Raw genomic sequence first — 24,546 nt, 5'->3', positions numbered from 1 at the left:
TAGGATGTGGGCCCGAAAGCCATTCCAAATGAGGTAGTTATCGTGGCAAAGCCAGGCGCGACCGGGGTTACCCGCATCATCAATGCAACCGGTTACAGCATGAAAGGGCTCAAGTCGGCCTGGATCAACGAGGCCGCCTTCCGTCAGGAGCTGGTGCTTGTGCTGCTGTTGATGCCGCTGGCCTGCTGGCTCGGTGACTCCCTCAATCAGATCCTGCTGCTTATCGTCATCAGCTGGCTGGTGGTGATCGTCGAGGTGCTCAACTCCGCCATCGAGGCGGTGGTGGACCGCATCGGCTCCGAGCACCACGAGCTGTCGGGGCGCGCCAAGGATCTCGGCTCCGCCGCCGTCTTCATCGCCTTAGGCTTGAATGCGCTGGTGTGGGGCGCGCTGATTGGCCGCAATCTGCTCGGCTGGTGGTAGCTTGCGAAGCAAGCTTCCTCCTGACATGAAAAAAGCCCGTCATCGAGACGGGCTTTTTGTTGGCTGAGCGCAGGGGCTCAGGCCATCAATGCAGGATCCGGGCACGGATGGTGCCGTTGATCTCCTTGAGCTTGGCGAGCGCCTTCTCGCTGTGCTCGGTTTCCACGTCGATCACCACGTAACCGATGTGGCTGCTGGTCTGCAGGTACTGACCGGCGATGTTGATCCCCTCTTCGGCGAAGATCTGGTTGATCTGGTTCATGACGCCCGGCTGGTTGCGGTGGATGTGCAGCAGCCGGCTGGAGCCCTTGTGACCCGGCAGTGAGACTTCCGGGAAGTTGACGGCGGAGAGGGTGGAGCCGTTGTCGGAGTACTTGACCAGCTTGTTGGCCACCTCCAGCCCGATGTTCTCCTGCGCTTCCTGGGTCGAACCGCCGATGTGGGGGGTCAGGATCACGTTGTCCAGGCCGCGCAGCGGGGTGAGGAACTCCTCGTCATTGGACTTGGGCTCGCTCGGGAAGACGTCGATGGCGGCGCCGGAGAGATGGCCGCTCTTGATGACGTCGGCCAGGGCCTCGATGTCCACCACGGTGCCGCGGGAGGCGTTGATGAAGATGGCGCCCGGTTTCATCATGCGCAGCTGCTCGGCACCGATCAGATCCTTGGTGGAGGCAGTCTCAGGCACGTGCAGACTGATGACGTCAGACATGTTGAGCAGCTCCACCATATTTGGCACCTGGATGGCGTTGCCGAGGGAAAGTTTGTTCTCGATGTCGTAGTAGTAGACCTTCATGCCGATCATCTCGGCGATGATGCCAAGCTGGGTGCCGATGTGGCCGTAGCCGATGATGCCGAGCTTCTTGCCACGGGCCTCCACCGAACGGTTGGCGAGCTTCTCCCACACGCCGCGATGGCACTTGGCATTTTTCTCCGGGATGCCGCGCAGCAGCAGCAGGATCTCTCCCAGCACCAGTTCGGCCACGGAGCGGGTGTTGGAGAAGGGGGCGTTGAACACCGGAATGCCACGCACATGGGCGGCGTCGAGCGCAACCTGGTTGGTGCCGATGCAGAAGCAGCCGATGGCGACCAGCTTGCCGGCGGCATCCAGCACCTTCTCGGTGAGCTGGGTGCGCGAGCGCAGGCCGACGAAGTGTACGTCACGAATGCGCTCGATCAGATCCTCTTCCGACAGGGAAGTCTTGAGATATTCCACACTGGTGTAACCGGCTGCACGGAAGGTCTCTACCGTGTTGGGATGGACTCCCTCCAGCAGCAGTACCTTGATTTTGTCCTTTTCCAGCGAAAACTTGGCAGTCATGACGATCCCTCTATATGTGCAAAGAATGAGTGCGGATATGGCGTGTGAAGAAAACCGTAAAGTAGCAAAAACGTGTGGGAGAGGGAATATTTGTGACGAAAGTCAAATTCTTTGAAGTTTTCAACGTTTGTTGTAGACGGGGACGGGCAACTTGTTGAGCCATAAATAAATAGAAACGGCGCCATCGGGCGCCGTCATCCATTCACGCTGTGATTATTGGGTCACAACCCCATCCGGGGTGCCAATCAACACAACGTCCGCGCCACGGTGGGCGAACAGACCATTGGTGACCACGCCCACTATGCCGTTGAGCTGAACTTCCAGCCCCTTGGCATCTTCGATGGCCATGCCCTTGACGTCCAGGATGATGTTGCCGTTGTCGGTGACCACCCCTTCACGCCACACAGGATTGCCGCCAAGCTTCTTGATCTCGCGGGACACGTATTCGCGGGCCATGGGGATCACTTCCACCGGCAGCGGGAAGGTGCCGAGCACCTCGACCGTCTTGGTGTTGTCGATGATGCAGATGAACTTGTCGGCCACGGCCGCCACTATCTTCTCGCGGGTCAGGGCCGCGCCGCCGCCCTTGATCATGTCGCGGCTGGCGTTGATCTCGTCGGCGCCATCCACGTAGACGGAGAGGGCATCGATGTCGTTGAGGTCATAGACGGTGATGCCGAGGCCCTTGAGGCGCTCGGTGGAGGCCACCGAGCTCGATACCGCGCCCTTGATCTCGTCCTTCATGGTCGCCAGTGCGTCGATGAAGTGATTGACGGTAGAGCCGGTGCCGACCCCGACTATGGTGCCGGGAATCACGTATTTGAGCGCAGCCCAACCGGCCGCCTTCTTCATTTCATCTTGAGTCATGATGGATCCTTATGGAAAAAAGCGGGCGCATTATATCCAAGCATCCGCCCCAGAGCGACCTTGGCGCTCACGTTCCGGGCCAAAAAGCCCCAAGATGTAAATCGTTTGCCTGTTTATTGGTCATAGGGACGAGCAAATGCGGCCGACGGCGACTGAGGGCATCCGCCGGGCCGCTGTTTGGCCTCATTCGCCCGGCTCCGGCCGGGCCAAGGAGGCGCCGGGCGAGTCAGGAGAACTGCCAGCGCCGGGCGGGGGTGATGATCTCGGGCAGCGGCACGTCCCACTGCTCCTGGGGCACGGCATCCACCTGCTGGCAGTCGTGGGCGAGGCCGAGGGGCTTGGGGCCGAGCCGGTGCTCGTGCCAGCAGGCGAGGGTGCGATCGTAATAACCCCCCCCCATGCCGAGCCGGTTGCCCCCGGCATCGAAGGCCACCAGCGGGGTACAAATAAGGTCGAGCGTGCTATGGGGCACCACCTGCAGCATGTCGAGCTCGGGCTCGGCGATGCCATAGCGGTTGTGGGTCATGGGGCTGGTGGCGGTATAGCGCTGGAACAGCAGGTGACCCGGGGTGAAGGGGTGCAGCACCGGCAGGAACACCTCTTTTTGCTGGGCCCAGAGCCAGTGAATGGTCGGCAGGGGATCGAGTTCACCGTCGTTGGCCAGATAGAGCGCGATGCGTCTGGCCGCCAGGATCTCGGTATGCTGTTGGAAGCGAAGGACCAGCTGCTGGGCCGCCGCCTGTTGCTCGGCCTGGCTCAGGCTCTTTCTGCGTTGGCGGATGAGTTGACGCAGACTCTGTCGCTCATCGGGATGCTCGGGCTGATGATCTGGCATGGGGGCTCCTGTGAGGGGGTTGGGCTCTGAGGCTACCTTAACAAGGGCAAAACGGGATGAAAAGCGGGAGGGGACAGGTTGGCATCTGGCCGGACACGCAGGGCGCGTGCCCGGCCAGGGGAGGTGGCTTAGGCCTGTGTTGACGGCTCGGCCGCCGCGCGCAGCTGGTGCTTGACGAACACCGCCACTATGGCGGCCAGCGCCAGCGCCATGGGGTAGAAGCTCATGCTCACCACCGAGAGCGGCGACAGTGCGAAGATGGAGCCGAGCAGCAGCGCCTGGGCGCCCCAGGGGATTAAGCCCTGCACCACGCAGGAGAAGATATCCAGCATGGAGGCGGCGCGGCGCGGGGTGACGCCGTGCTGCTCGGCCAGATCCCGTGCCACCTTGCTGGCGACTATGATGGCCACAGTGTTGTTGGCGGTGCAGAGGTTGGTCAGCCCCACCACCCCGGCGATGCCGAGCTCGGCCGCCTTCTCGTTCTGCTCGCCATCGTGCGCGCGGGTGAAGCGCGCGATGAGGGCGGCGATGCGGGCGCTGATCCAGGCCAGCCCACCCTGGCGCTCCATCAGGGCGCCGAGGCCGCCGATCAGCATGGAGAGCAGGAAGATCTCCTGCATGCTGGTGAAGCCCTGATAGATATCCTTGCTGAACTGGCCGAGGGGATAACCGCTGATCATGCCGACCGCGCCAGCGGCCAGGATACCCAGCCCCAGTACCACGAACACGTTCATGCCGGCCAGCGCCAGCACCAGGATCAGCAGGTAGGGCATCACCTTGAACAAGTCAGCGCTGGCGGTGGCGGCGGGGGCCTCCCCGGTGGAGCCCAGCAGCAGGTAGAGCAGGATCACCAGCACGGCGGCGGGGGCGGCAATCTTGACGTTCTCGCGAAACTTGTCCTTCATCTCGCAGCCCTGGCTGCGGGTCGCGGCTATGGTGGTGTCGGAGATGATGGAGAGGTTATCGCCAAACATGGCGCCGGAGAGGATGGTGCCCGCCATCAGCACGGGATCGATGCCGGTCGCCTGGGCGACCCCGAGCGCCACCGGTGCCACTGCCCCTATGGTGCCCATGGAGGTGCCCATGGCGGTGGCAATAAAGGCGGAGATGAGGAATAGACCCGGCAGCAGGAACCAGCCCGGGATCAGGGAGAGGCCGAGGGCGACGGTGGCATCCACCCCGCCGGTGGCCTTGGCCACGGTGGCGAAGGCGCCCGCCAGCAGATAGATGAGGCACATGGCCATGATGTTGCTGTCACCCACCCCCTTGAAGAAGGTCTCAAGGTTGCGGTTGAAGCCTTCCTTGCCCAGCATCAGCGCCAGCATGACGGCGGGCAGGGCGGCCACGGGGGCGGGCAGTTGATAGAAGGCGAATTCGACCCCCTGCAGGGTGAGCCAGGTACCGGTACCGATGAAGAGAGCGAGAAAGACCAGGAGGGGCAGCAGGGCTCTGGCACTGGGTTGGGTCTGGATCATGTGTTCCTCTGTGGTTGAACATGACCTCCCTGTCGCAGCCAGCCCGGATAATGGGTGAGCGTGGCGGGCTTCCTGCCGCTATGGGGCGCCCACAGTAGTGAGTCGGGGCCTGTCGGTCAAGATAGACGTCCAGATGGACAACTGTTTTTGTGTTGTGATTCTGTGTTTTTAATTAAATCTGTTTGATATTCGGATTTTATTAAAAATACCGTCTATTCGTTGGCTTCATAACGACGGCCACGCCGGGCTTTTCAAAGGGTGCGCAGGCTGGTAAAACGGTCATCTTTCCATAAAAACAGATGAGAGGGTGGAGATGGACAATCCGATCCGTGTGGCCGTGATGGGCTGTAATGGTCGTATGGGCAAGGTGCTGCTGGAGGCCATCACCAACGCCGAGGGCGCCGTGGTCGGTGCGGCGCTGGAGCGGCCGGGCTCTGCCGTGATAGGGCTCGATGCCGGTGAGCTCAACGGGCTCGGCAAGCTTGGGGTGAGCATCAACGACAGCCTGGACAAGGTACGCGATGACTTCGATCTCATCATCGACTTCACCCGCCCCGAGGTGACCCTGGCCAACCTGGCGTTCGCCCAGGCGCACCACAAGCAGATGGTGATCGGCACCACCGGCTTCGACGAGGCCGGGAAGGCCGCCCTGAAACAGGCTGGCAGCCAGATCGGCATCGTATTCGCCTCCAACTACTCGGTGGGCGTCAACCTGGTGTTCAAGCTGCTGGAGCAGGCCGCCAAGGTGATGGGGGACTACACCGACATCGAGATCATCGAGGGGCACCACAGGCACAAGGTGGATGCACCGTCCGGTACCGCGCTCTCCATGGGGGAGGTGGTGGCCAAGACGCTCGGACGTGACTTGAAAGAGTGCGCCGTCTATGGCCGCGAAGGCATCACCGGCGAGCGGGATCGCAACACCATCGGTTTTGCCACCATTCGCGCCGGCGATCTGGTGGGGGAGCACACCGTCATGTTCGCCGATATCGGCGAGCGGGTGGAGATCAGCCACAAGGCCTCCAGCCGTCTCACCTTCGCCAATGGTGCCGTGCGGGCGGGCAAGTGGCTCAGGAGCCAAGCCGCCGGACTCTATGACATGCAGGATGTGCTCAACCTGAAGTAAGGGGCCGGGCGCGCTACGCGCGAGATCTTGCCAAACCCCGGTGCGCCGGGGTTTTTTGTACCTTTTTGTATAAATGATGGTTACACATCGATTTTTCTTCGAATCAGCCTAAATTCCACCTTTATCAAATTCCCCTCCCGCCCTCATTGCGCAGATGTCATCAAAGGGTAACGGGATAGGGTCTCAATCTCCCCTGTACCCGCATTTTTTTACATGACGCAAAAAAGACTAAAAATTCAAAACCAGAAAAACGTTTTCTATTTTTATCAGCCAATTTTCTGCCATTAAATGGCCTGTTTAAGGTCTGATGAGTTTTTTTTGTAAATCACAAAACATTGTTTTATAGGGATTAAATATTGATTTTTGTACATTGAGTGGCACAGGGTGCCGCTTTTGTAGCAGGTTTTGGCTTTTCTTTTGTGGGAGGGGGTTGCAAAGCAATCAAGTGCATAGATAATGGGTAATGTTGCTTTTTTATTGAATTTAGATGCATTTAAAACGAGAAAAGACGTTGAAATGCGATCGTTTTTAAGTAGAATGCGCCCAATTTGCCAGAAATCTGCCGGGTTTGAGCCCTGTTTCAAACAGCGTCCGGACCCGCAACACCCAGGTAAATTGCTGAATTTAAAGCTAAATAACTGGAGGTTGTCTTGAATCACACTGCATTGCTAGTGCTGGAAGATGGAACTGTGTTCAAAGGCGTGTCGATAGGCGCCGAGGGATGTTCCGTTGGTGAAGTGGTTTTCAATACGTCGATGACGGGCTATCAGGAAATCCTCACCGATCCCTCTTATTCCCGTCAGATAGTCACCCTCACTTATCCTCATATAGGCAACACCGGCACCAACAGCGAAGATGAAGAGTCCAGTCAAATCCACGCACAGGGATTGATCATCCGGGACCTTCCGATACTTGCCTCCAATTTCCGCAGTCAGCAATCCCTCTCCGATTACCTCAAGTCTCACAACATCGTTGGCATCGCCGACATCGATACCCGCAAACTGACCCGCATCCTGCGCGAGAAGGGTGCCCAGGCCGGTTGCATCCTGGCCGGCAAGCAGGCTGATGAAGTGCTCGCCCTCGAGCAGGCGCGCGCCTTCCCCGGTCTCAAGGGGATGGATCTGGCCAAGGAAGTGACGGTTGCCGAAGCCTACGCCTGGACCGAAGGCAGCTGGCAGCTCGGCAAGGGGCACATCACCCCGGCGGCCGATGAGCTCAAATACCACGTGGTGGCCTACGACTTTGGCGTCAAGCGCAACATTTTGCGCATGCTGGTGGACCGTGGCTGCCGCCTGACAGTGGTGCCGGCCAAGACCCCGGCCGCCGAGGTACTGGCGATGAATCCGGATGGCATCTTCCTCTCCAACGGCCCCGGTGATCCCGAGCCCTGCGACTACGCCATCGAGGCCATCAAGGCCTTCCTCAATACCAACACCCCGGTGTTTGGCATCTGCCTGGGTCACCAGCTGCTGGGTCTGGCCTCAGGTGCCAAGACGATGAAGATGAAGTTCGGCCACCACGGTGCCAACCACCCGGTGAAGAGCCTGGATGACAATACCGTGATGATCACCGCCCAGAACCACGGTTTCGCGGTCGATGAGCACAACCTGCCGGATTGCCTGCGCGCCACTCACGTCTCCCTGTTCGACGGATCCTTGCAAGGCATCCACCGCACCGACCGTCCGGCCTTCAGCTTCCAGGGTCACCCCGAGGCGAGCCCGGGCCCGCACGACTGTGCCGGTCTGTTCGACCACTTTATTGAATTGATCAAGCAGTATCGCGCCTAAGAGGAAAAGAGAGAGACCATGCCAAAACGTAACGACCTACAGAGCATTCTGATCCTCGGCGCCGGCCCCATCGTCATCGGTCAGGCCTGCGAATTCGACTACTCCGGCGCCCAGGCCTGCAAGGCCCTGCGCGAGGAGGGTTACCGTGTCATCCTGGTGAACTCCAACCCGGCCACCATCATGACCGACCCCGAGATGGCCGATGCCACCTACATCGAGCCCATTACCTGGGAAGTGGTGCGCGAGATCATCAAGAAAGAGCGCCCGGACGCCGTGCTGCCCACCATGGGTGGCCAGACCGCGCTGAACTGCGCGCTGGATCTGGAGAAGCACGGCGTGCTGGCCGAGTTCGGTGTCGAGATGATCGGTGCCACCGCCGACGCCATCGACAAGGCGGAAGATCGCCGCCGCTTCGACATCGCCATGAAGAGCATCGGCCTCGAGTGCCCGCGCGCCGGCATCGCCCACAACATGGAAGAGGCCTGGGGCGTGCAGCAGATGGTCGGCTTCCCCTGCATCATACGTCCCTCCTTCACCATGGGTGGCTCCGGTGGCGGCATCGCCTACAACACCGAAGAGTTCGTCGAGATCTGCGAGCGCGGTCTGGATCTGTCGCCGACCAAGGAGCTGCTCATCGATGAGTCGCTGATCGGCTGGAAAGAGTACGAGATGGAAGTGGTGCGGGATCGCAACGACAACTGCATCATCGTCTGCACCATCGAAAACTTCGACCCCATGGGCATCCACACCGGTGACTCCATCACGGTCGCGCCAGCCCAGACGCTGACCGACAAGGAGTTCCAGATCATGCGCAACGCCTCCATGGCGATACTGCGCGAGATCGGGGTCGAGACCGGTGGCTCCAACGTCCAGTTCGGTATCAACCCGAAAGATGGCCGCATGGTCATCATCGAGATGAACCCGCGGGTGTCCCGCTCCTCCGCGCTGGCCTCCAAGGCGACCGGTTTCCCCATCGCCAAGATCGCCGCCAAGCTCGCCATCGGTTACACCCTGGACGAGCTGATGAACGACATCACCGGCGGTCGCACCCCGGCCTCCTTCGAGCCGGCCATCGACTACGTGGTCACCAAGGTTCCGCGCTTCAACTTCGAGAAGTTTGCCGGCGCCAACGACCGTCTCACCACCCAGATGAAATCGGTCGGTGAAGTGATGGCCATAGGCCGCAACTTCCAGGAGTCCCTGCACAAGGCGCTGCGTAGCCTCGAGACCGGCAAGACCGGCTTCGACCCCATGGTCGACCTCAATGCCCCTGACTCCCTGACCCGCATCCGCCACGAGCTGCAGGATGCTGGTTGCGACCGGATCTGGTACATCGCCGATGCGTTCCGCGCCGGTCTCTCCATGGACGGCATCTTCAAGCTGACCAAGATTGACCCCTGGTTCCTGGTGCAGATAGAAGATCTCATCAAGCTGGAAGAGCAGGTGAGAGAACGCGGCATGGCCGGCCTCGATGCCGACTTCCTGCGTGCCTTGAAGCGCAAGGGCTTCGCCGACGCACGGCTGGCCAAGATCCTCGGCGTGGCCGAGGGCGAGGTGCGCAAGTTGCGTGCCCGCCACAACATCTTCCCGATATACAAGCGGGTCGATACCTGCGCGGCCGAGTTCGCCACCAACACCGCCTACATGTACTCCAGCTATGACGAGGAGTGCGAGGCGGCCCCGACCAATCGTGACAAGATCATGATCATCGGCGGCGGCCCGAACCGCATAGGTCAGGGCATCGAGTTCGACTACTGCTGCGTGCACGCGGCACTGGCCCTGCGCGAAGACGGTTACGAGACCATCATGGTCAACTGCAACCCGGAGACCGTCTCCACCGATTACGACACCTCAGACCGCCTCTACTTCGAGCCGGTGACCCTGGAAGACGTGCTGGAAATCGTGCGCATCGAGAAGCCCAAGGGCGTCATCGTGCAGTACGGCGGCCAGACCCCGCTCAAGCTTGCACGGGCATTGGAAGCGAACGGCGTGCCTGTCATCGGCACCAGCCCGGATGCCATCGACCGCGCCGAAGACCGCGAGCGTTTCCAGTCCGCGGTCGAGCGCCTCGGCCTCAAGCAGCCGGAAAACGGCACAGTCACCAACCTGGAGCAGGCGGTACTGACCGCCGAGCGGATCACCTACCCGCTGGTGGTGCGCCCCTCCTACGTGCTGGGTGGCCGCGCCATGGAGATCGTCTATGACGAGACCGACCTGCGTCGCTACTTCGCCGAGGCGGTGAGCGTCTCCAACGAATCGCCAGTGCTGCTTGACCGCTTCCTCGATGACGCCACCGAGGTGGACGTGGATGCCATCTGCGACGGCGTCGATGTGGTCATCGGCGGCATCATGGAGCACATCGAGCAGGCCGGTATTCACTCCGGTGACTCGGGTTGCTCCCTGCCTCCTTATACCTTGTCCAAGAAAATTCAGGACGAGATGCGCGAGCAGGTACGCAAGCTGGCGCTGGAGCTCGGCGTGGTGGGCTTGATGAACGTGCAGTTCGCGGTCAAGGAAAACGACATCTACCTCATCGAGGTGAACCCGCGCGCCGCCCGTACCGTGCCCTTCGTCTCCAAGGCGACAGGTGCGCCGCTGGCCAAGATCGCCGCCCGCGTCATGGCCGGTCAGTCCCTGCAATCCCAGGGCTTTACCACCGAAATCATCCCGCCCTACTACTCGGTGAAAGAGGTGGTACTGCCCTTCGCCAAGTTCCCGGGCGTGGATCCGCTGCTGGGGCCAGAGATGCGCTCCACCGGTGAGGTGATGGGGGTGGGCAGCAGCTTCGCCGAGGCCTATGCCAAGGCTCAGCTGGGTGCCAGCCACGCCGTGCCGAAGGAGGGTCGCGCCCTGCTGTCCGTGCGTCACAGCGACAAGGCGCAGGTCGTTGATCTCGCCGCCAAGCTGCTGGAGCTGGGCTATGAGCTGGATGCCACCCACGGCACCGCCGTCGCCCTGGGTGAGGCGAGCATCAACCCGCGCCTGGTCAACAAGGTGCACGAGGGTCGCCCGCACATCCTGGACCGCATCAAGAACGGCGAGTACACCTACATAGTCAACACCGCCGAAGGGCGGGTGGCGATTCAGGACTCCAAGCAGCTGCGCCGCGCGGCCTTGCAGCACAAGGTGGCTTATACCACCACCCTGAATGAGGCGTTCGCCACCTGCATGGCCATCAGCGTCGATGCCACCGCCAATGTGAACTCGGTGCAAGAGTTGCACCAGAAGGTGAAAAACCGCTAAGGATTGCGCAACAAGGGCAGGGGAGTCTCCCCTCCTTCTTTGCACAAGACACGCGAACCCTGAACAACCCCGCCAGCGATGGCGGGGTTTTTGTTTTTGGCCGGGCTGGTCAGCCCTCTGGCATGGAGGCGGAGGTGAGCAGGGGAGAGGGAATATCGTCCTTGATGGGAGATATTCGCCCTTTTAATGGCATAAAAAACACAATAATTGCGCCTTGGTGACTTTTACTCGCAATCTTTGCAATCACTCACCCGCCCCGCCTCTATATACTGGTTTCTCATCACATAAGGTCGTCTGCGCCTGCAACAGCGGGGTGCGAGGATCAGGGCCAGCTGCTTATCCGGCAGCGCAGGCCGGCCCCTCTTATCAAGAAGGGCCACAGGAAACCGGTTGTGGGGTTACCACCCACGCAACCGTCAGGGCCAGCGTTACCGCGCCAACCCGCTTCCCCCTCCTTACCCCGTCTGCGTGCCTGCCCAGTCGCGTCGTTGCTCACCGTCATCGCCCGCAACGGCGCCGCGCCTCAAGGACATCAGCCAAGGGAATCTGAATATGAGCTTCGATCACCGCAAATACCGCCCCGCTCCCGTCATCGCCTTGGCGGACCGTCAATGGCCCAACCGGGTGATGACGCAGGCGCCGCTCTGGTGCGCCGTGGACTTGCGCGACGGCAACCAGGCGCTGGTCGAACCCATGACGGTGGCCCAGAAGCTGCAGATGTGGGCGCTGATGGTCCATGTGGGCTTCAAGCATATCGAGGTGGGTTTCCCGGCCGCCTCCCAGCCCGATTTCGACTTCGTGCGCGAGCTTATCGAGCGCAACCTGATCCCGGACGACGTGACCATACAGGTGTTGGTGCAGGCCCGCGAGGATCTGATCGCCCGCACCTTCGAGGCGCTCAAGGGGGCCAGGCGCGCCATCGTCCACGTCTACAACTCGGTCAACCCGACCCAGCGCAACTATGTGTTCAACAGCGGGCGCGAGGGGGTCAAGGCCATCGCCGTGCAGGGGGCGCGCTGGGTACGCGAGCATGCGGCGCGCAACCCCGGCACCGAGTGGAGTTTCCAATATTCCCCCGAGAGTTTCAGCAGCACAGAGGTGGAGTTCGCGGTGGAGGTGTGTGACGCGGTGATCGACGAGTGGCGGTCCGCCGCCCGCCCCATGATCCTCAACTTGCCCGCCACGGTCGAGGTGAGCACCCCCAACGTGTTCGCGGATCAGGTGGAGTGGTTCTGCCGCCACCTCAAGGCGCGCCCCGAGGTGAGCATCTCCATCCACACCCACAACGACAGGGGCTGCGGCGTGGCCGCCGCCGAGCTGGCGGTGCTGGCGGGGGCCGATCGCATCGAGGGGACCCTGCTCGGCAACGGCGAGCGCACCGGCAACATGGACATAGTCACCATGGCCATGAACCTCTACAGCCAGGGCATAGATCCCGAGCTGGACTTGTCTGACATGGATGCCATCGTCGCCACCGTGGGCGCCTGCACCCAGATAGCCCTGCACCCGCGCCACCCCTATGCCGGCGAGCTGGTCTACACGGCGTTTTCCGGCAGCCATCAGGATGCGATCCGCAAGTCCCTGGCGGCCCCCAAACCCGATGCCTTCTGGGATGTGGCCTACCTGCCGATCGATCCCGCAGACCTCGGCCGCAGCTACGAGGCGGTGATCCGCATCAACAGCCAGTCCGGCAAGGGGGGCGTCACCTACCTGCTGGAGCGAGATCTCGGCCTGCAACTGCCGCGCTGGCTGCAAATTGACTTCAGCCGCCGGGTGCAGGCCCAGGCGGAGGCGAGCAGCAGCGAGATCAGCCCGGAGCAGATCCGCGCCCTGTTCGAGCAGCATTACCTCGAGCCGCTGCACGGCTATCGCATCGGCCGCTTCCAGCTCGGTCACGACAGCCAGGAGAGCCTGCGCCTGGAGTTGCAGACCCCGGACGGCACGCTGCAGCTGTGTGGCGAGGGGGAGGGGGCCATCACCGCGCTGGTCAACGGCTGGGAGCGCCAGACCGGGATGCACATAGACGTGCTCGACTACTCGGAGCATGCCCTCTCTGCCGGCACCGAGTCCCGCGCCGCCGCCTATGTGCTGCTCAGCGTCGATGGCGTACGGATGTGCGGGGTCGCCATCGGCCGCGACGTGGTCAACGCCTCCCTGCAGGCGGTGATCAATGGGGCGGCCCAGATCCGTGCCCTGCGGCAGAGTGCCTGAGGTCATGGGGAGGGTGCCCGTGGCATGACCCGGCGCAGCGCATCCTCGCCTCGCTCACAGTTCCCCTCACCCCTGTGGTGAGGGGATTGTTTTTTATGGAAATATCGGCTCACAATGGGCACTGGCCTGGCGGTCCGAAAGCGGTCGCATCGGGATAGGGACAGTGACGTTCAGGAGCCAGAAAGACGATGAAGACTCTCCCCAGTTTATCCATACACCCGGCCAGACTGTTTTCCCTCTCCCCCTGCCGCCGCTGCGTCCTCCTTGCCCTGCTGGGCTCCTTGCTGCTGGTCGCCAGCCTGGATGCCTACTGTTTCGACAGGCTGGTGCAGAATCATCTGCGCACCATAGGTGCCCTGGCCGAGGCCATCAACGTGGTGACCCTGCTGTTCATGTTCTGGGTCGTGCAGTGCGCCCAGATCTCCAGCAAGACCTACTTCTTCCTCTCTGCCGGCCTGGGGGTGTGGCTCGTCTCGGGGGCCATCGATGTGATGGACGAGGCCTACTTCCAGCCCTGGTGGCTCTCCACGGTCGAAGACAGCCTGCGCTCCCTCGGCATGTTGGCCACGGCCTGGGGAGTGCTGCTGTTGCTGCAACAGATGCACGGCACCCACCTTAGGCTGGCGTCGCTGGCCATGTCGGATGAACTGACCGGGCTATCCAATCGCCGCTCGTTTCGCTCCGTGCTGGAGGCCCGTGCCGAGGCGGGGACCCCGCTGCTGCTGCTGGATCTGGATCACTTCAAGCAGATCAACGATCGTTATGGCCACGGCATAGGTGACAAGGTGTTGCGGGAGTTCGGCTGCCTGCTGCGCCAGCACTGTCCGCCGAATGGGGTGGTGGCGCGGCTGGGCGGGGAGGAGTTTGCCCTCTGGCTGCCCGGCACCCCGGCCGAGCAGGCCCATGCCCTGGCGGAGCAGATGAGGCGCGCCACCGAGGCGCTGGTCTCGGGGGACGGGGTGCGGTTTACCGTGAGCATAGCCGTCGGTGTCTGCCATGCCGGGGAGGCTGTCGAAGCCCTTTTCCGGCGCACCGATCTCGCCCTCTATCGGGCCAAGCACCTGGGTCGCAACCGGGTTGAGCTGGCGTGACGACGGGCCCTGGCAGGTGCCGTGGGGCGGGCAGCCGAAAATGGACGCGATTGAACGGCTGCCTTCAGATTGCCCACCCGATCCACTACAATGGCCGCCTGTTTGCGTTCGGGGCCCCCTTGCATCGATGATGCGCGAGCCGCCCGGCGCCTTGTCTCTTTAGCGGAAGCCTTCATGATCCCTCTCTCCTCCTTCTCCACGGGGCGCCTGCTCGCCCTGCCGCTGCTGATGGCCGCCTTGCTGGCGGGCTGTGCCAGCGAGCCGACGGCCCCGGCGCAGGACGCCGCCAGCGCTCAGCAACAGGCCAAACAACCCAAGGCCATGCAGCCGCGCAAGCCGGCCGATATGAAGAGCCGCATAGTGCGCTTCCTGCCCGCCAACGTGTCTGACAAGCAGGGCTGGGCCAATGACGTGGTGACCGCGCTCTCGACCCAGGGCATAGCGGTGAGCGATCACAACGTCTGCAGCGTGTTGGCGGTGGCGGAGCAGGAGGCGACCTATCAGGCGGATCCCGTGGTGCCCGGCCTTGGCAAGATCGCCTGGAAGGAGATCAACCGGCGGGCGGCCAAGCTGCTGATCCCCGAGTTTGTGGTGCGCACGGCCCTCGGCATCGAGTCCCCCACCGGCAAGTCTTATGCCGAGCGCATCGACAAGTTGCGTACCGAGCGGGAGATGAGCCTGATCTTCGAGGACATGATAGGCACAGTGCCCATGGGCAAGACCCTGTTTGGCAACATGAACCCGGTGCACACCGGCGGCCCCATGCAGGTCAGTATCGCCTTCGCCGAGGCCAACGTCCGGGGCTACCCCTATTCCGTCAAGGAGAGCATCCGTCACGAAGTCTTCACCCGCCGTGGCGGCATCTGGTTTGGCACCAAGCACATCTTCGGCTACCCCGCCGATTACCCTGATACCCTCTATCGCTTCGCCGACTTCAATGCCGGCTGGTACGCGAGCCGCAACGCCGCCTTCCAGGCCGCCGTCAGCCGGGTGAGCGGCAAGACCCTGGCGCTGGATGGGGATCTCATCCGCTACGACTCCGACCTGCCCGGCAACACCGAGCTCGCGGTCCACGGCATCGCCAGCCGGATCAACATGAGCAAGCAGGCGATCCACCAGAGCCTGCGCACAGGGGACAGCGCCGAGTTTGCCCAGACCGACCTCTACCACAGGATCTTCACCCTGGCCGATCAGCAGGCGGGCAAGCGGCAACCCCGCGCCGTGCTGCCCGGCATCCAGCTCAAGAGCCCCAAGATCACCCGCAACCTCACCACCGCCTGGTTCGCCAAGCGGGTGGATGACAGGGAGCAGCGTTGCGTCAAGCGCATGGCGGCCATTCAATGACCACATAGGGGAAAACAAGGGCGGCCAATGGCCGCCCTTGTTTTTGTTGGGGTAGCTCTTGAGCAACGCAGAGTGTCTGTTGGCTCAAGGGTGTTGGAGGCTATGACTCTCTCTATGTTCAGACAGTTGGCCTTCAGACAGCGTCATTAAGGTGAGGACGAGACAACGCCTCTGCACTTTGGATACCCGCTACAACCCCAAAACGGGTTGCCCTTATTTTCCCCTCGACTGGCGGTACGCAAGATCATGGGGTTGCCGCATTTAGGACATGCGGGGACGGCATGGATGGTCTCGATAGTGCCTGGCTCAGCGGTGCGTTTGTCATGGTCAACTGAGGATGTATTGCGTGCCACGGATTTTATGGGGGCCATGCCATGGCGTGCCTTGAGCCGTGCCACATGTTGTTTATGAGTCTGCCAGTTGGCGGCCAATCGCCCTCGCTGGATGGTCTCGACTATCCTATCCACTTCGTCCTGGCGCAATAGCTGGGTGGTTTTGCTCTTGATATAGGGAATAAGGCCGCGGTTGAGCACATTCTCCGGCATCGGCGTCTTGAAGGTGCAATCGCCGATAAAGTAGACCACCGAATGGAGTTGATGGTCCGCGAGCCCCAGCAGGGACTTGAGCGTCATCACATGTTTGTAGTTCTGGTGCAGGGGGTTCTGGAAGCTGTGCTTGCGGCGGTAGATCTGCTGAGTCCAGTGCTTGTGTGCAGGATTACCGAAGATCCACCCCTTCATATTCTTGGTTTCAATCACGAAGACCCCGTAGCGGGAGACAATGATGTGATCGATCTGGGTGGAGCCATCTTCGGTCGGCAGGGTCAGGTTCTTGAGTAGTCGGTAGTCTCGCTTGTCGAGAAATAGCCGGATCGAGAGATTGAGAAACCATTCCCCCACCATCCCCTTGAACCAGGGGGTTTTTATCACGGTGGCAATCAGTAACAGTGGCAGCAGATACCAGAGCTGAGCAAGCAGCAAGGTAATAACGGGAGTGAAGTCCATTTCATCGACTCTCCATGGGAGCTTGCTTAAGGGTTAAGCCTCGATAGTAATCAGGCTGCGGCACTTGGGATATCCTGGATAGCCCGGAAGGTATCACCCCGTTTACCGGCTACAAGAAGTGGTGACTGGTGGAATATAGCGGGTAAATAGCCAGTCTATCCGGAGGCATGCCTAGTTTGATCCCAATGCTCGAGGTGCCGCTCTTTAACTGGCTCAGTCGTTGTCGCAGATTTGTACCTGGATCCGCAACAGGCCGCGAAAGCCTCTGGCGGCGTAGTAAGACTGGGCGCCGTTGTGATAGAGGAACACCTGGCCATAGCGGCGATCGCAGAACAGGGCGCCACCTAGTTGCCTGATGTCGGCGGGGGTCTTGACCCAGCTCGAGGTCTTGGCATCGAAGCCGCCAAGCCGTTGCAGTGCCCGATATTCTGACTCCGTCAGCAAGTCGATGCCCATGGCCGCGGCCATCTCCATGGCACTGCCTTCCGGCCGGTTCTCCTTTCTGGACTCCAGTGCCGCTCTGTCATAGCAGAGGCTTCTGCGCCCGGCGGGACTCTCTGCGCTGCAGTCACAGAAGAGGAAGGCCCCGTGCTCATCCTGGCCGATGACGTCCGGCTCGCCGCCCGTATCCTCCATTGCCTGCAGCGAGCGCAACTGCGTGGGCGCCGCCTCCAGCCTGGCTTGCACGGCCGACCACGCCAGCCCGGCATGGCGGTGCATGTTTGCCTCAAAGCGAGTCTGCAAGATGGCGAGCAGTGCCTCTGTCTGCTGCTTGGTCAGGTTCATGATCCATCGTCCTCCGAGATAGGAGCGTCTCGCCGCTCGTGGATAAAGAGTGGATACGGCATAGCATCGCGCCCATGGGGCCGTCCCGTGAAGGGGCATTTGCGGCATGACCCTATCCACTTGTGTCTTTGACGACAGATTATGGCCCAGAGTCGTTGCCGTGGGGCAGGCGCCAACGGCACGCCCTTGCACAGCGAGAGTGTTGGCAAAACCCATGATGGGGTTCGTTGACGCGAGGGGGAGCGGTACTTGTCTGCAGTAGGCGGGAATACCTGAAATGACAAAGCCCCAAAAAGGGGCCCTGGATCTGCACGGCGCTAAGGCCTGACTGGAAAGGGTTGTCTTGCCTATAGGGTCGACGATTCGTCTGGCATGAGTCAGATGGCCTGGCGCCAGGAGCGATTAACCCCGGCTGATGCCCTGTACATGACCCTGGGCATCGCTGACGCAGCGCCACAGCTTGGCATCGTTGGCTACCTTGATGTCGACGCCGGTGGCGGCCTGGGATTCGGCCACATAGTCGATCATCAGCGAGCTCTGGGCGGCGCCGCTCTCCTTGGCCACCGCCTTCAGGCAGGCTTTTTCCGCCGGCTTGGTCTGGCTGTTGCTGCCGTTATAGGCGGCCTGGGCCGTGCTGGCTACCGCGGCCTGCTCGGTCTGGCAGATGCCGTTGCCACCGTGCTTGACGGTGTAGCTGATGCTCAGTCCACCCTCGTTCATGATGGAGAGGGTGGTCTTGCCAGACTTCGCCTCGTAATAGGTGGGGCTGAATTTCTTGACGGTGGCATTCTTGCCATTGATGGAGACGACGCCAGACTCGGCGTGGGCCTTGATATTCCCCGGGCAGCTGGCGCTGAAATCCGGAACCTGGGCCTGGGCAACACCCGCGAGCAGCAACATAGACAGGGTGATCATGGTCTTTTTCATAGAGTAACCTCAAACAGCGAGCAGTTAATAAAACGGGTAATGACATCAATGTGCACGAGGAGGACAGGGCCGGCCTCGTCCATCTATTGCATCCTGTCGGGGGCTCAATCTAGCAGGCGAGGGGAAGAAGTAAAATAAAACGAAATACGCAGAAATAAAAACCTGTGAAAAAATATAAATCCAATATATCAGCATCTTACGGCATTGATTCGGCTGTGTGGGGGCGGCGTCCATTCCACGGTCGCCGCCCTCTTCACGCCGCAACGGTCAAGCGAAGGCTAAGCGTCGGCCATCATGGCGGCTTGCTGGCGGGGGAACATGAGCCCTGGCCTCGAGGGATGATTGAATGGCGTCCCCAGGCCGAGTGACACTCACCGAGATCCGGGGCGAATCGCATCTTACGAATGGCGTAACGGCGCCGCCATTATTGAGACCGGCCAATGCGCCATTGCGTTAGAAACTCATCGCCAGCCCGACGGAATAGCCGCTGGTGTTGTGGCTGAACATATAACGGCCGACCAGCCGGGTGCGGCTGATGAATATATCGTATTTGCTGCTGTCGAGTTCGAGCCCGAGGCCGAGCGAGTTGAGGCTGTTGAAGCCGAGCAGGCCGCGCTGCTCGCCCAGGTATTCGGTGCGGGCCGCCTCCAGCACATAGCGCAGCGGGCGATCCAGCAGGGTCCAGTCCCACATGGGGGCGCGACGACGCAGATAGAGCCCCAGGTTCTCCGCCTCTGCCTGGCCGGTGATGCTGTCGGCGGTGCCGGTGAAGCTCTGCAGCTGCTGATAGGAGTAGCGCAGCTCCGCATCTATGTCCTGACTCTTGGAGAACAGCTCGTAGTCGAGCATCAGCGATCCCCCCAGGCCATAGACGTTGAGCCGGCCGCCGTCGAGAAAATCGAGGTTCTTGCCCGTCTTGTGAGAGATGAAGGCGGCGCCGATGCGCAGATCGCTGGCCACTGTCCCCAGGGTGAAGTTGCCGATGGGGCGCAGCACCAGGTTGCCGCCCCAGCGGTCACGGTGCAGGCTGAAGTCCCAGCCGATGCCACCGGTGGCGCTCAGGCTGTTCCACTTGACCGGGATGGTGCGCGTCTCATTGCCATCACTGAACACGAACTGGGGGTCGTAGCGGCTGTAACCCAGGGTGCCCTCCAGATAGATGGGGAATCCCTCGCTCATGGTGGCGCCGCCGCCGAGCTGGGTGATGGTCAGCGCCGCCTGTTCATTGGTGCTGCTGCCGATATCCAGGTTGCTGGCGGTGATGTCGGGCACCACGGCGAAGCTCATCAGGGAGACAACGGCATTGGCGCGCTGCTGAATGATGGACCCATCGTTGGCCTGGGCCGCCAGGCTGAACAGCCCGAGGCCAGTCAGTGAGAGAATTCTGCCGTAAGAAGAGGGGATCAGCGCCATACCTTGCTCCGTGATGTCCTCGTCCGATGAGGAACTTTTACACTGTAACGGTTTTTATTCCCCTTGGCAGCCAAGTCGTTGTGTCAACTGACAATATTATCGTCCAACGGGGCAGCGCCGCCGTCTGCCGCCCACCGAGGCCGCCCGCGCCGCAAGGCTGGGTGCGCCTTCTGGCGAGGAAATGTGCGCATAACATGACGGACATTAATTTCTTGTTCAGTTCGACCGGTGTATAACGGTCATCCCACAGGAAGTATGGGGTGAGGCAACAGGGACAAACTGCCGGGTGAGGACCCTTGGGTCGTCATGACGGGTTCGCACTATGTTGACGGGAGTCAGACCAGATGCAGGACATGCTGCATGCCATATGGCATCAGGATTTTGAACAGCTTATTCATATGCAGGCCGTGGGTCTGCTCGTCACCTGCCTGGTGGTGATCCTCTTTCTCGAATCGAGTTTCGTCTTCCTGCCGCTGCCCGGCGACAGCGTGGTGCTGCTGGCCGGTGGCCTGGTCGGGCTCGGGGTGGTCGGCCTGGAAGTGCCGCTGCTCTATCTGCCGCTGGCGACCGGCTGCGGCAGTCTGATCGCCTATCTGCAGGGGAGGGCGCTGCAAGGCACCCGTTTCATGCAGAAGGTGGAGAAGGTGATCCCGGATGGCAGCCTGCCCAAGGCGACCCGTCTGCTGGAAAAGTACGGCTTCTGGGCCATGTTCATCTCCCGCTTCATCCCCTTCGTCAGGGTGCTGACCCCCATGCTGATGGGGGTGGGTCATCTGGACAGGTTCAAGCTGGTGATGGCGAGCTTCGCCAGCGCCTTCCTCTGGGCCCTGGTGCTGGGGCTGGTGGGCCGCTTCGTCATGCTGTCCCCCTTCTTCGCCCAGTATCACGAGCTGCTGACCAAGTGCCTGCTGATGACCTCCTGCGTGCTGTTTGTGGTTGCCGTCGCTACCATCGTCTTCCGCTTGTGCAAGCGCTCGAGCGATCGGGCCAGCTGATCCTCCCCCGCGGTGGGCCGCCTGGCCCGCCGCGCTTTTGCCTCGTCGCGCGCGTTCAACCCAGCCTCTGGCCGAGGGCAAGTCTGGCCGGCGGGCGAGGCGATCGCGGTGGCTCGCCATCTCCCCTCCCGAGCACAATGAAAATACAGGCCATTTGAGGCGGAATTTGTGACGCCTATCTGTTACACTTCGCGCCCGCCATTTTCCGGCTCACTCTCTGACGCTATGTCAGAATCAGCCGTCCTTGGCCGCAAGCCTCGCCGATGCCGCGCCACAAGCCGGCTCAAGCCACTTAAGCCAACTACAGCCCAGCTGGAACACAGGAACCCAATATGAGATTTGAATCGTTCGATTTTGCCCCCGAGATTTTGCGCGCCATCTCAGATTGCGGTTATCAGGAGATGACCCCTGTGCAGCAACAGGCGATCCCGACCATCCGTCGTGGTAGCGACGTGCTGGCCAGCGCCCAGACCGGGACCGGCAAGACCGCCGCCTTCGCGCTGCCGATCCTGCAACGCCTGCTGGACAAGCCGGCCGAGCTGCAGCCGTCCAACGCCCGGGTGCTGATCATGACTCCGACCCGCGAGCTGGCCGAGCAGATCACCAACAACATCAATGACTTCGCCAAGTACCTCGAGATCACCGTGCTGACGCTGGTGGGCGGTGGCAAGCAAGACGTGCAGGCCAAGAAGCTGAAAGCGGGCGCTCACATCATAGTGGCGACCCCGGGTCGTCTGCTGGAGCACCTGACCGCCTGCAACCTCAGCCTCTCCGGTGTCGAGTGCCTGGTGCTTGACGAAGCGGATCGCATCCTCGACATGGGCTTCAGCGCCGATGTGCAGCAGATCCTGCAAGCGGTCAACAAGCAGCGCCAGAACCTGCTGTTCTCCGCCACCTTCTCCGACGCGGTGAAGAAGCTCGCCAACCTGATGCTGGACCGCCCGCAGATCATCAGCGTCAACAAGCAGAACTCCACCGCCGACACCGTCAGCCACACCGTCTATCCGGTGGAGCAGAAGCGCAAGCGCGAGCTGCTGTCCGAGCTCATCGGCAAGCAGAACTGGCAACAGGTGCTGGTGTTTGCCAGCACCCGCGAGAGCTGTGACGTGCTGGTGGAAGAGCTGAACCTGGATGGCATCAAGGCCGCCGTGGTGCACGGTGACAAGGCGCAAGGCAGCCGTCGCCGCGCCCTGCGCGAATTCGTGGAAGGCAAGGTGCGGGTGCTGGTGTCCACCGAGGTGGCCGCCCGTGGGCTGGATATCCCGGATCTGGAATACGTGGTCAACTACGATCTGCCGTTCCTGGCCGAGGATTACGTCCACCGCATCGGCCGTACCGGCCGCGCCGGCAAGAGCGGCATGGCGATCTCCTTCGTCAGCCGTGAAGAGGAGCGCACCCTGATCGAGATCGAGGCACTGATCGGCCAGAAGATCCGCCGCATCATGGTGCCGGGCTACGAGGTGAGCAGCCGTGACGAACTGATCCAGCAACTGCATGAGCGTCGTCGCTTCGGCAAACGTCCCCAGCGTGCCGACAACGCCGCCGCCCAGGCCATGGCGGAGTCCAAGCTGCAGGGTCAGCGCCTCAAGCGCCTGGCGGCCGCCAAGAAGCCCCGTCAGTCGAAATAAGCAGGCAAGCTCTGCGCGGGGGCCAGCAGCCCCCATCCCGTAAAGGCGCCAGTGGCGCCTTTACGCTGTTGATGACCCGCCCGTCTCTCTGAGGATCCGTGATGACCCCTCCCAATTACAATCAGGCCCTGTTCGACATGGCCACCCAGAGCCTGGCCGAGCTGGCGCGCACCGCCGAGCAGAAGGCCGGCAAGCGCACCCCCGCCCAGGAGAGCCACTTCCTCTGCACCTGGATGGCGGATTCCCTCAAGGAGAAGCGCTTCTCCCGGCTGGTGATGGAGGATCTGAAAGGCTGGATCCAGCAGGGCCGTACCCTGGGGGCCGGTGCCGATCTCAAGGGGCTGCTGGAGCGCATCGTCTGCCAGTACGGCCGTGCCATGGCGGTGCCCGAGCAGCTGGGCGCCAGGCTCGCCGCCCTGCTGGCCGAGCTGGAAGAGGCGGGTTGGTTAGTGTTTACCGACAGCGAACTGGACGCCAAGCTGCGGCTGCTGAGTCAGGGTCAGTCCAGCCTGGTCATCTCGGCCAGCGAGTATCAGGGGCATATCGCCGAAGGGGAGCTGCTCAAGCCGCTGACCCTCTATGTGCGCGGTGACGAGAAGCAACTGGCACGGGCGGCCTTTGCACAGGGCCTGCTGCTGAGCCAGGGCGACAAGAAGGCCACCCTGGTCAAGCACCACAAGGCGTATCGACTGGTGCCCGCCAATGCCCAGCCCGCCCTGGCGCTGCTGGCCGAGGCCAATATCTGACGACAGTAGCATCTCTGCTCCCATGACCCCGGCCCTGTGCCGGGGTTTTTTATGGCCAAAAGGCAGGGCAGGGACGAGTGACGCCTTCATCTGTTTCCTCCCCCAATGCTGTCGCAGGGCGAGGGGGTTGCGAGGTGCCCCCTCCGATGGGGGGCGTCCCCCATATGGTGAGATGGTGGCGCAAAACTTCTGCTCTAGGGTGAGTGGGCCCCAAAGAGGGCCTTAGGGAAGTAAACCGCCTGATGGCGCTACTCAATGAATGAGGAAACATGATGAAAGCAACTCCAATTGCCCTGCTGCTGGCCGCGATGCTGGCCTCTCCGCTCTGCGCCGCCGGGCTCGATGCCAGGCTCACCCTGGTGGATGGCGGCACGGACGATGTGCGGGTCAACCTGACTTTGACCAACACGGGGGATAAGCCCATCCGTCTGCTCAAGTGGCAACTGCCGGGCAGCGAGGATGCGCCCCTGTTCCTGGTGGAGCGCGATGGCCAGCGGGTCGGCTACGAGGGGGCCCTGATCAAGCGGGCGGCACCGACCGACAGGGACTTCCAGCAGCTCAAGGCCGGCCAGAGCCTGACGCTGCAGGCCGAGGTGTCTGGCCTCTACGATATGAGCGCCCAGGGCCAATACAGCATCCGCTACCGGTTGCCGGCCCTGCCGCAGGAGGCGAAGGCCGCCAAGGCCAAGCAGGCCCAGGCGAGCGAGTCCAATGCCGTCAGTCTCTGGGTGGAGGGGGTGAACGATGAGCGGGTGCAGGCCAAGGCCGCCCCCCTGGCCGAGCCGCAGGCCGTCACCGCCTCGGTCAGCTTCAGCGGGCGCTGCACCAACACTCAGAAGAGCGACATCCTGACGGCGCTGGATGCGGCCGGCACCATCAGCAACGACTCCAGCAGCTACCTGGCGGTGGACAAGCCGAGTGGTCAGCGCTATCGCAGCTGGTTTGGCGCCTATGATGCCTCTCGCTGGGATCAGGCCGAGACCCACTTCAGCAAGATCAAGGATGCAATAGACAACAAGCCGCTCACCTTCGACTGCGGCTGCAAGCAGAGCTACTTCGCCTACGTCTATCCGGATCAGCCCTACAAGGTCTACCTGTGCAAGAGCTTCTGGACCGCCCCCGTCACCGGCACCGACTCCCGCGCCGGCACCATAGTCCACGAGCTGAGCCACTTCAACCTGGTGGCAGGGACGGACGATCTGGGTTACGGTCAGGCCAATGCCCGCAACCTGGCGAGCACGGATCCGCTGAAGGCGCTGGGTAACGCCGACAATCACGAGTATTTCGCCGAGAATACCCCGAGCGAAAATTGATCCCTACCGGGGCC

General features: G+C 61.8%; 20 protein-coding genes. 11 read left to right on the top strand and 9 right to left on the bottom strand.

Annotation, left to right across the window (positions count from 1 at the left end; translation table 11 throughout):
• Positions 1–42 precede the first annotated feature (42 nt).
• A complete protein-coding gene (locus tag KW821_RS14025) occupies positions 43–423 on the top strand; it encodes a diacylglycerol kinase (protein ID WP_218291886.1) in 381 nt (126 codons plus the stop codon).
• 85 nt (positions 424–508) lie between these two features.
• Here KW821_RS14025 and serA read toward each other — a convergent pair whose 3' ends face one another.
• The 4 genes from serA to KW821_RS14005 form a co-directional block, all read right to left on the bottom strand.
• Positions 509–1,741 carry a phosphoglycerate dehydrogenase gene (gene serA / locus KW821_RS14020; protein ID WP_042654698.1) on the bottom strand — a complete coding sequence of 411 codons (1,233 nt, stop codon included), beginning with the start codon at positions 1,739–1,741 and terminating at the stop codon, positions 509–511.
• Between the two features lie 213 nt (positions 1,742–1,954).
• A complete protein-coding gene (gene rpiA / locus KW821_RS14015; protein ID WP_042654699.1) occupies positions 1,955–2,608 on the bottom strand; it encodes a ribose-5-phosphate isomerase RpiA in 654 nt (217 codons plus the stop codon).
• A gap of 226 nt (positions 2,609–2,834) precedes the next feature.
• Complete coding sequence (locus tag KW821_RS14010) at positions 2,835–3,443, bottom strand: 5-formyltetrahydrofolate cyclo-ligase (RefSeq protein ID WP_218291885.1); 609 nt, start codon at positions 3,441–3,443, stop codon at positions 2,835–2,837.
• 128 nt (positions 3,444–3,571) lie between these two features.
• Positions 3,572–4,918: a Na+/H+ antiporter NhaC family protein gene (locus tag KW821_RS14005; protein WP_218291884.1), complete on the bottom strand. Its 1,347-nt coding sequence runs from the start codon at positions 4,916–4,918 to the stop codon at positions 3,572–3,574.
• A 313-nt stretch (positions 4,919–5,231) separates the two neighbouring features.
• On the opposite strand from KW821_RS14005, the gene dapB reads away from it, so the two are divergent.
• On the top strand, positions 5,232–6,044 hold the full coding sequence (gene dapB, locus KW821_RS14000) for a 4-hydroxy-tetrahydrodipicolinate reductase (RefSeq protein WP_218291883.1): 813 nt from the start codon (positions 5,232–5,234) through the stop codon (positions 6,042–6,044).
• 284 nt (positions 6,045–6,328) lie between these two features.
• Here the strand turns inward: dapB and KW821_RS13995 are convergent, their stop codons facing one another.
• On the bottom strand, positions 6,329–6,628 hold the full coding sequence (locus tag KW821_RS13995; protein ID WP_218291882.1) for a hypothetical protein: 300 nt from the start codon (positions 6,626–6,628) through the stop codon (positions 6,329–6,331).
• Between the two features lie 66 nt (positions 6,629–6,694).
• Between KW821_RS13995 and carA the strand changes: the two genes are divergently transcribed.
• The 5 genes from carA (at position 6,695) to KW821_RS13970 (ending at position 15,720) form a co-directional block, all read left to right on the top strand.
• Entirely contained in the window at positions 6,695–7,831 is a 1,137-nt protein-coding gene (carA, locus tag KW821_RS13990; protein WP_218291881.1) for a glutamine-hydrolyzing carbamoyl-phosphate synthase small subunit, read from the top strand.
• Positions 7,832–7,849: 18 nt separating this feature from the next.
• On the top strand, positions 7,850–11,074 hold the full coding sequence (gene carB / locus KW821_RS13985) for a carbamoyl-phosphate synthase large subunit (protein ID WP_042654704.1): 3,225 nt from the start codon (positions 7,850–7,852) through the stop codon (positions 11,072–11,074).
• Between the two features lie 552 nt (positions 11,075–11,626).
• A complete protein-coding gene (gene leuA / locus KW821_RS13980; protein WP_218291880.1) occupies positions 11,627–13,285 on the top strand; it encodes a 2-isopropylmalate synthase in 1,659 nt (552 codons plus the stop codon).
• 188 nt (positions 13,286–13,473) lie between these two features.
• Positions 13,474–14,376, top strand: a complete 903-nt coding sequence (locus KW821_RS13975; protein WP_218291879.1) for a GGDEF domain-containing protein — start codon at positions 13,474–13,476, stop codon at positions 14,374–14,376.
• A 174-nt stretch (positions 14,377–14,550) separates the two neighbouring features.
• Complete coding sequence (locus tag KW821_RS13970) at positions 14,551–15,720, top strand: DUF1615 domain-containing protein (RefSeq protein ID WP_218291878.1); 1,170 nt, start codon at positions 14,551–14,553, stop codon at positions 15,718–15,720.
• A 146-nt stretch (positions 15,721–15,866) separates the two neighbouring features.
• On the opposite strand, the gene KW821_RS13965 is transcribed toward KW821_RS13970, so the two are convergent.
• The 4 genes from KW821_RS13965 to KW821_RS13950 form a co-directional block, all read right to left on the bottom strand.
• A complete protein-coding gene (locus KW821_RS13965) occupies positions 15,867–16,724 on the bottom strand; it encodes a nuclease-related domain-containing protein (RefSeq protein ID WP_218291877.1) in 858 nt (285 codons plus the stop codon).
• 213 nt (positions 16,725–16,937) lie between these two features.
• Entirely contained in the window at positions 16,938–17,510 is a 573-nt protein-coding gene (locus KW821_RS13960; protein ID WP_042654708.1) for a DUF4256 domain-containing protein, read from the bottom strand.
• Positions 17,511–17,912: 402 nt separating this feature from the next.
• Positions 17,913–18,437 (bottom strand): hypothetical protein, encoded by a 525-nt coding sequence (locus KW821_RS13955; RefSeq protein WP_218291876.1) that lies wholly within the window; start codon positions 18,435–18,437, stop codon positions 17,913–17,915.
• Positions 18,438–18,890: 453 nt separating this feature from the next.
• A complete protein-coding gene (locus KW821_RS13950) occupies positions 18,891–19,850 on the bottom strand; it encodes a hypothetical protein (RefSeq protein WP_218291875.1) in 960 nt (319 codons plus the stop codon).
• 344 nt (positions 19,851–20,194) lie between these two features.
• Here KW821_RS13950 and KW821_RS13945 point away from each other — a divergent pair, with 344 nt between their 5' ends.
• From KW821_RS13945 to KW821_RS13930, 4 genes are all read left to right on the top strand, one after another.
• Positions 20,195–20,845 carry a DedA family protein gene (locus KW821_RS13945; protein ID WP_042654711.1) on the top strand — a complete coding sequence of 217 codons (651 nt, stop codon included), beginning with the start codon at positions 20,195–20,197 and terminating at the stop codon, positions 20,843–20,845.
• Between the two features lie 332 nt (positions 20,846–21,177).
• The gene (locus KW821_RS13940) at positions 21,178–22,473 is read left to right on the top strand and encodes a DEAD/DEAH box helicase (protein WP_218291874.1); all 1,296 of its coding nucleotides are present in this window, start codon (positions 21,178–21,180) and stop codon (positions 22,471–22,473) included.
• Positions 22,474–22,574: 101 nt separating this feature from the next.
• Positions 22,575–23,219, top strand: coding sequence for a DUF2913 family protein (locus tag KW821_RS13935; RefSeq protein ID WP_218291873.1), 645 nt, complete (start codon positions 22,575–22,577; stop codon positions 23,217–23,219).
• 269 nt (positions 23,220–23,488) lie between these two features.
• Entirely contained in the window at positions 23,489–24,532 is a 1,044-nt protein-coding gene (locus KW821_RS13930) for a M35 family metallo-endopeptidase (protein WP_218291872.1), read from the top strand.
• Positions 24,533–24,546 lie beyond the last annotated feature (14 nt).

It is taken from the genome of Aeromonas sp. sif2416, from assembly GCF_019218665.1.
Lineage (GTDB): Bacteria > Pseudomonadota > Gammaproteobacteria > Enterobacterales > Aeromonadaceae > Aeromonas > Aeromonas encheleia.
The sequence above is the reverse complement of the archived record's forward strand: the minus strand, read 5'-3'. Positions and strand labels throughout refer to the sequence as shown.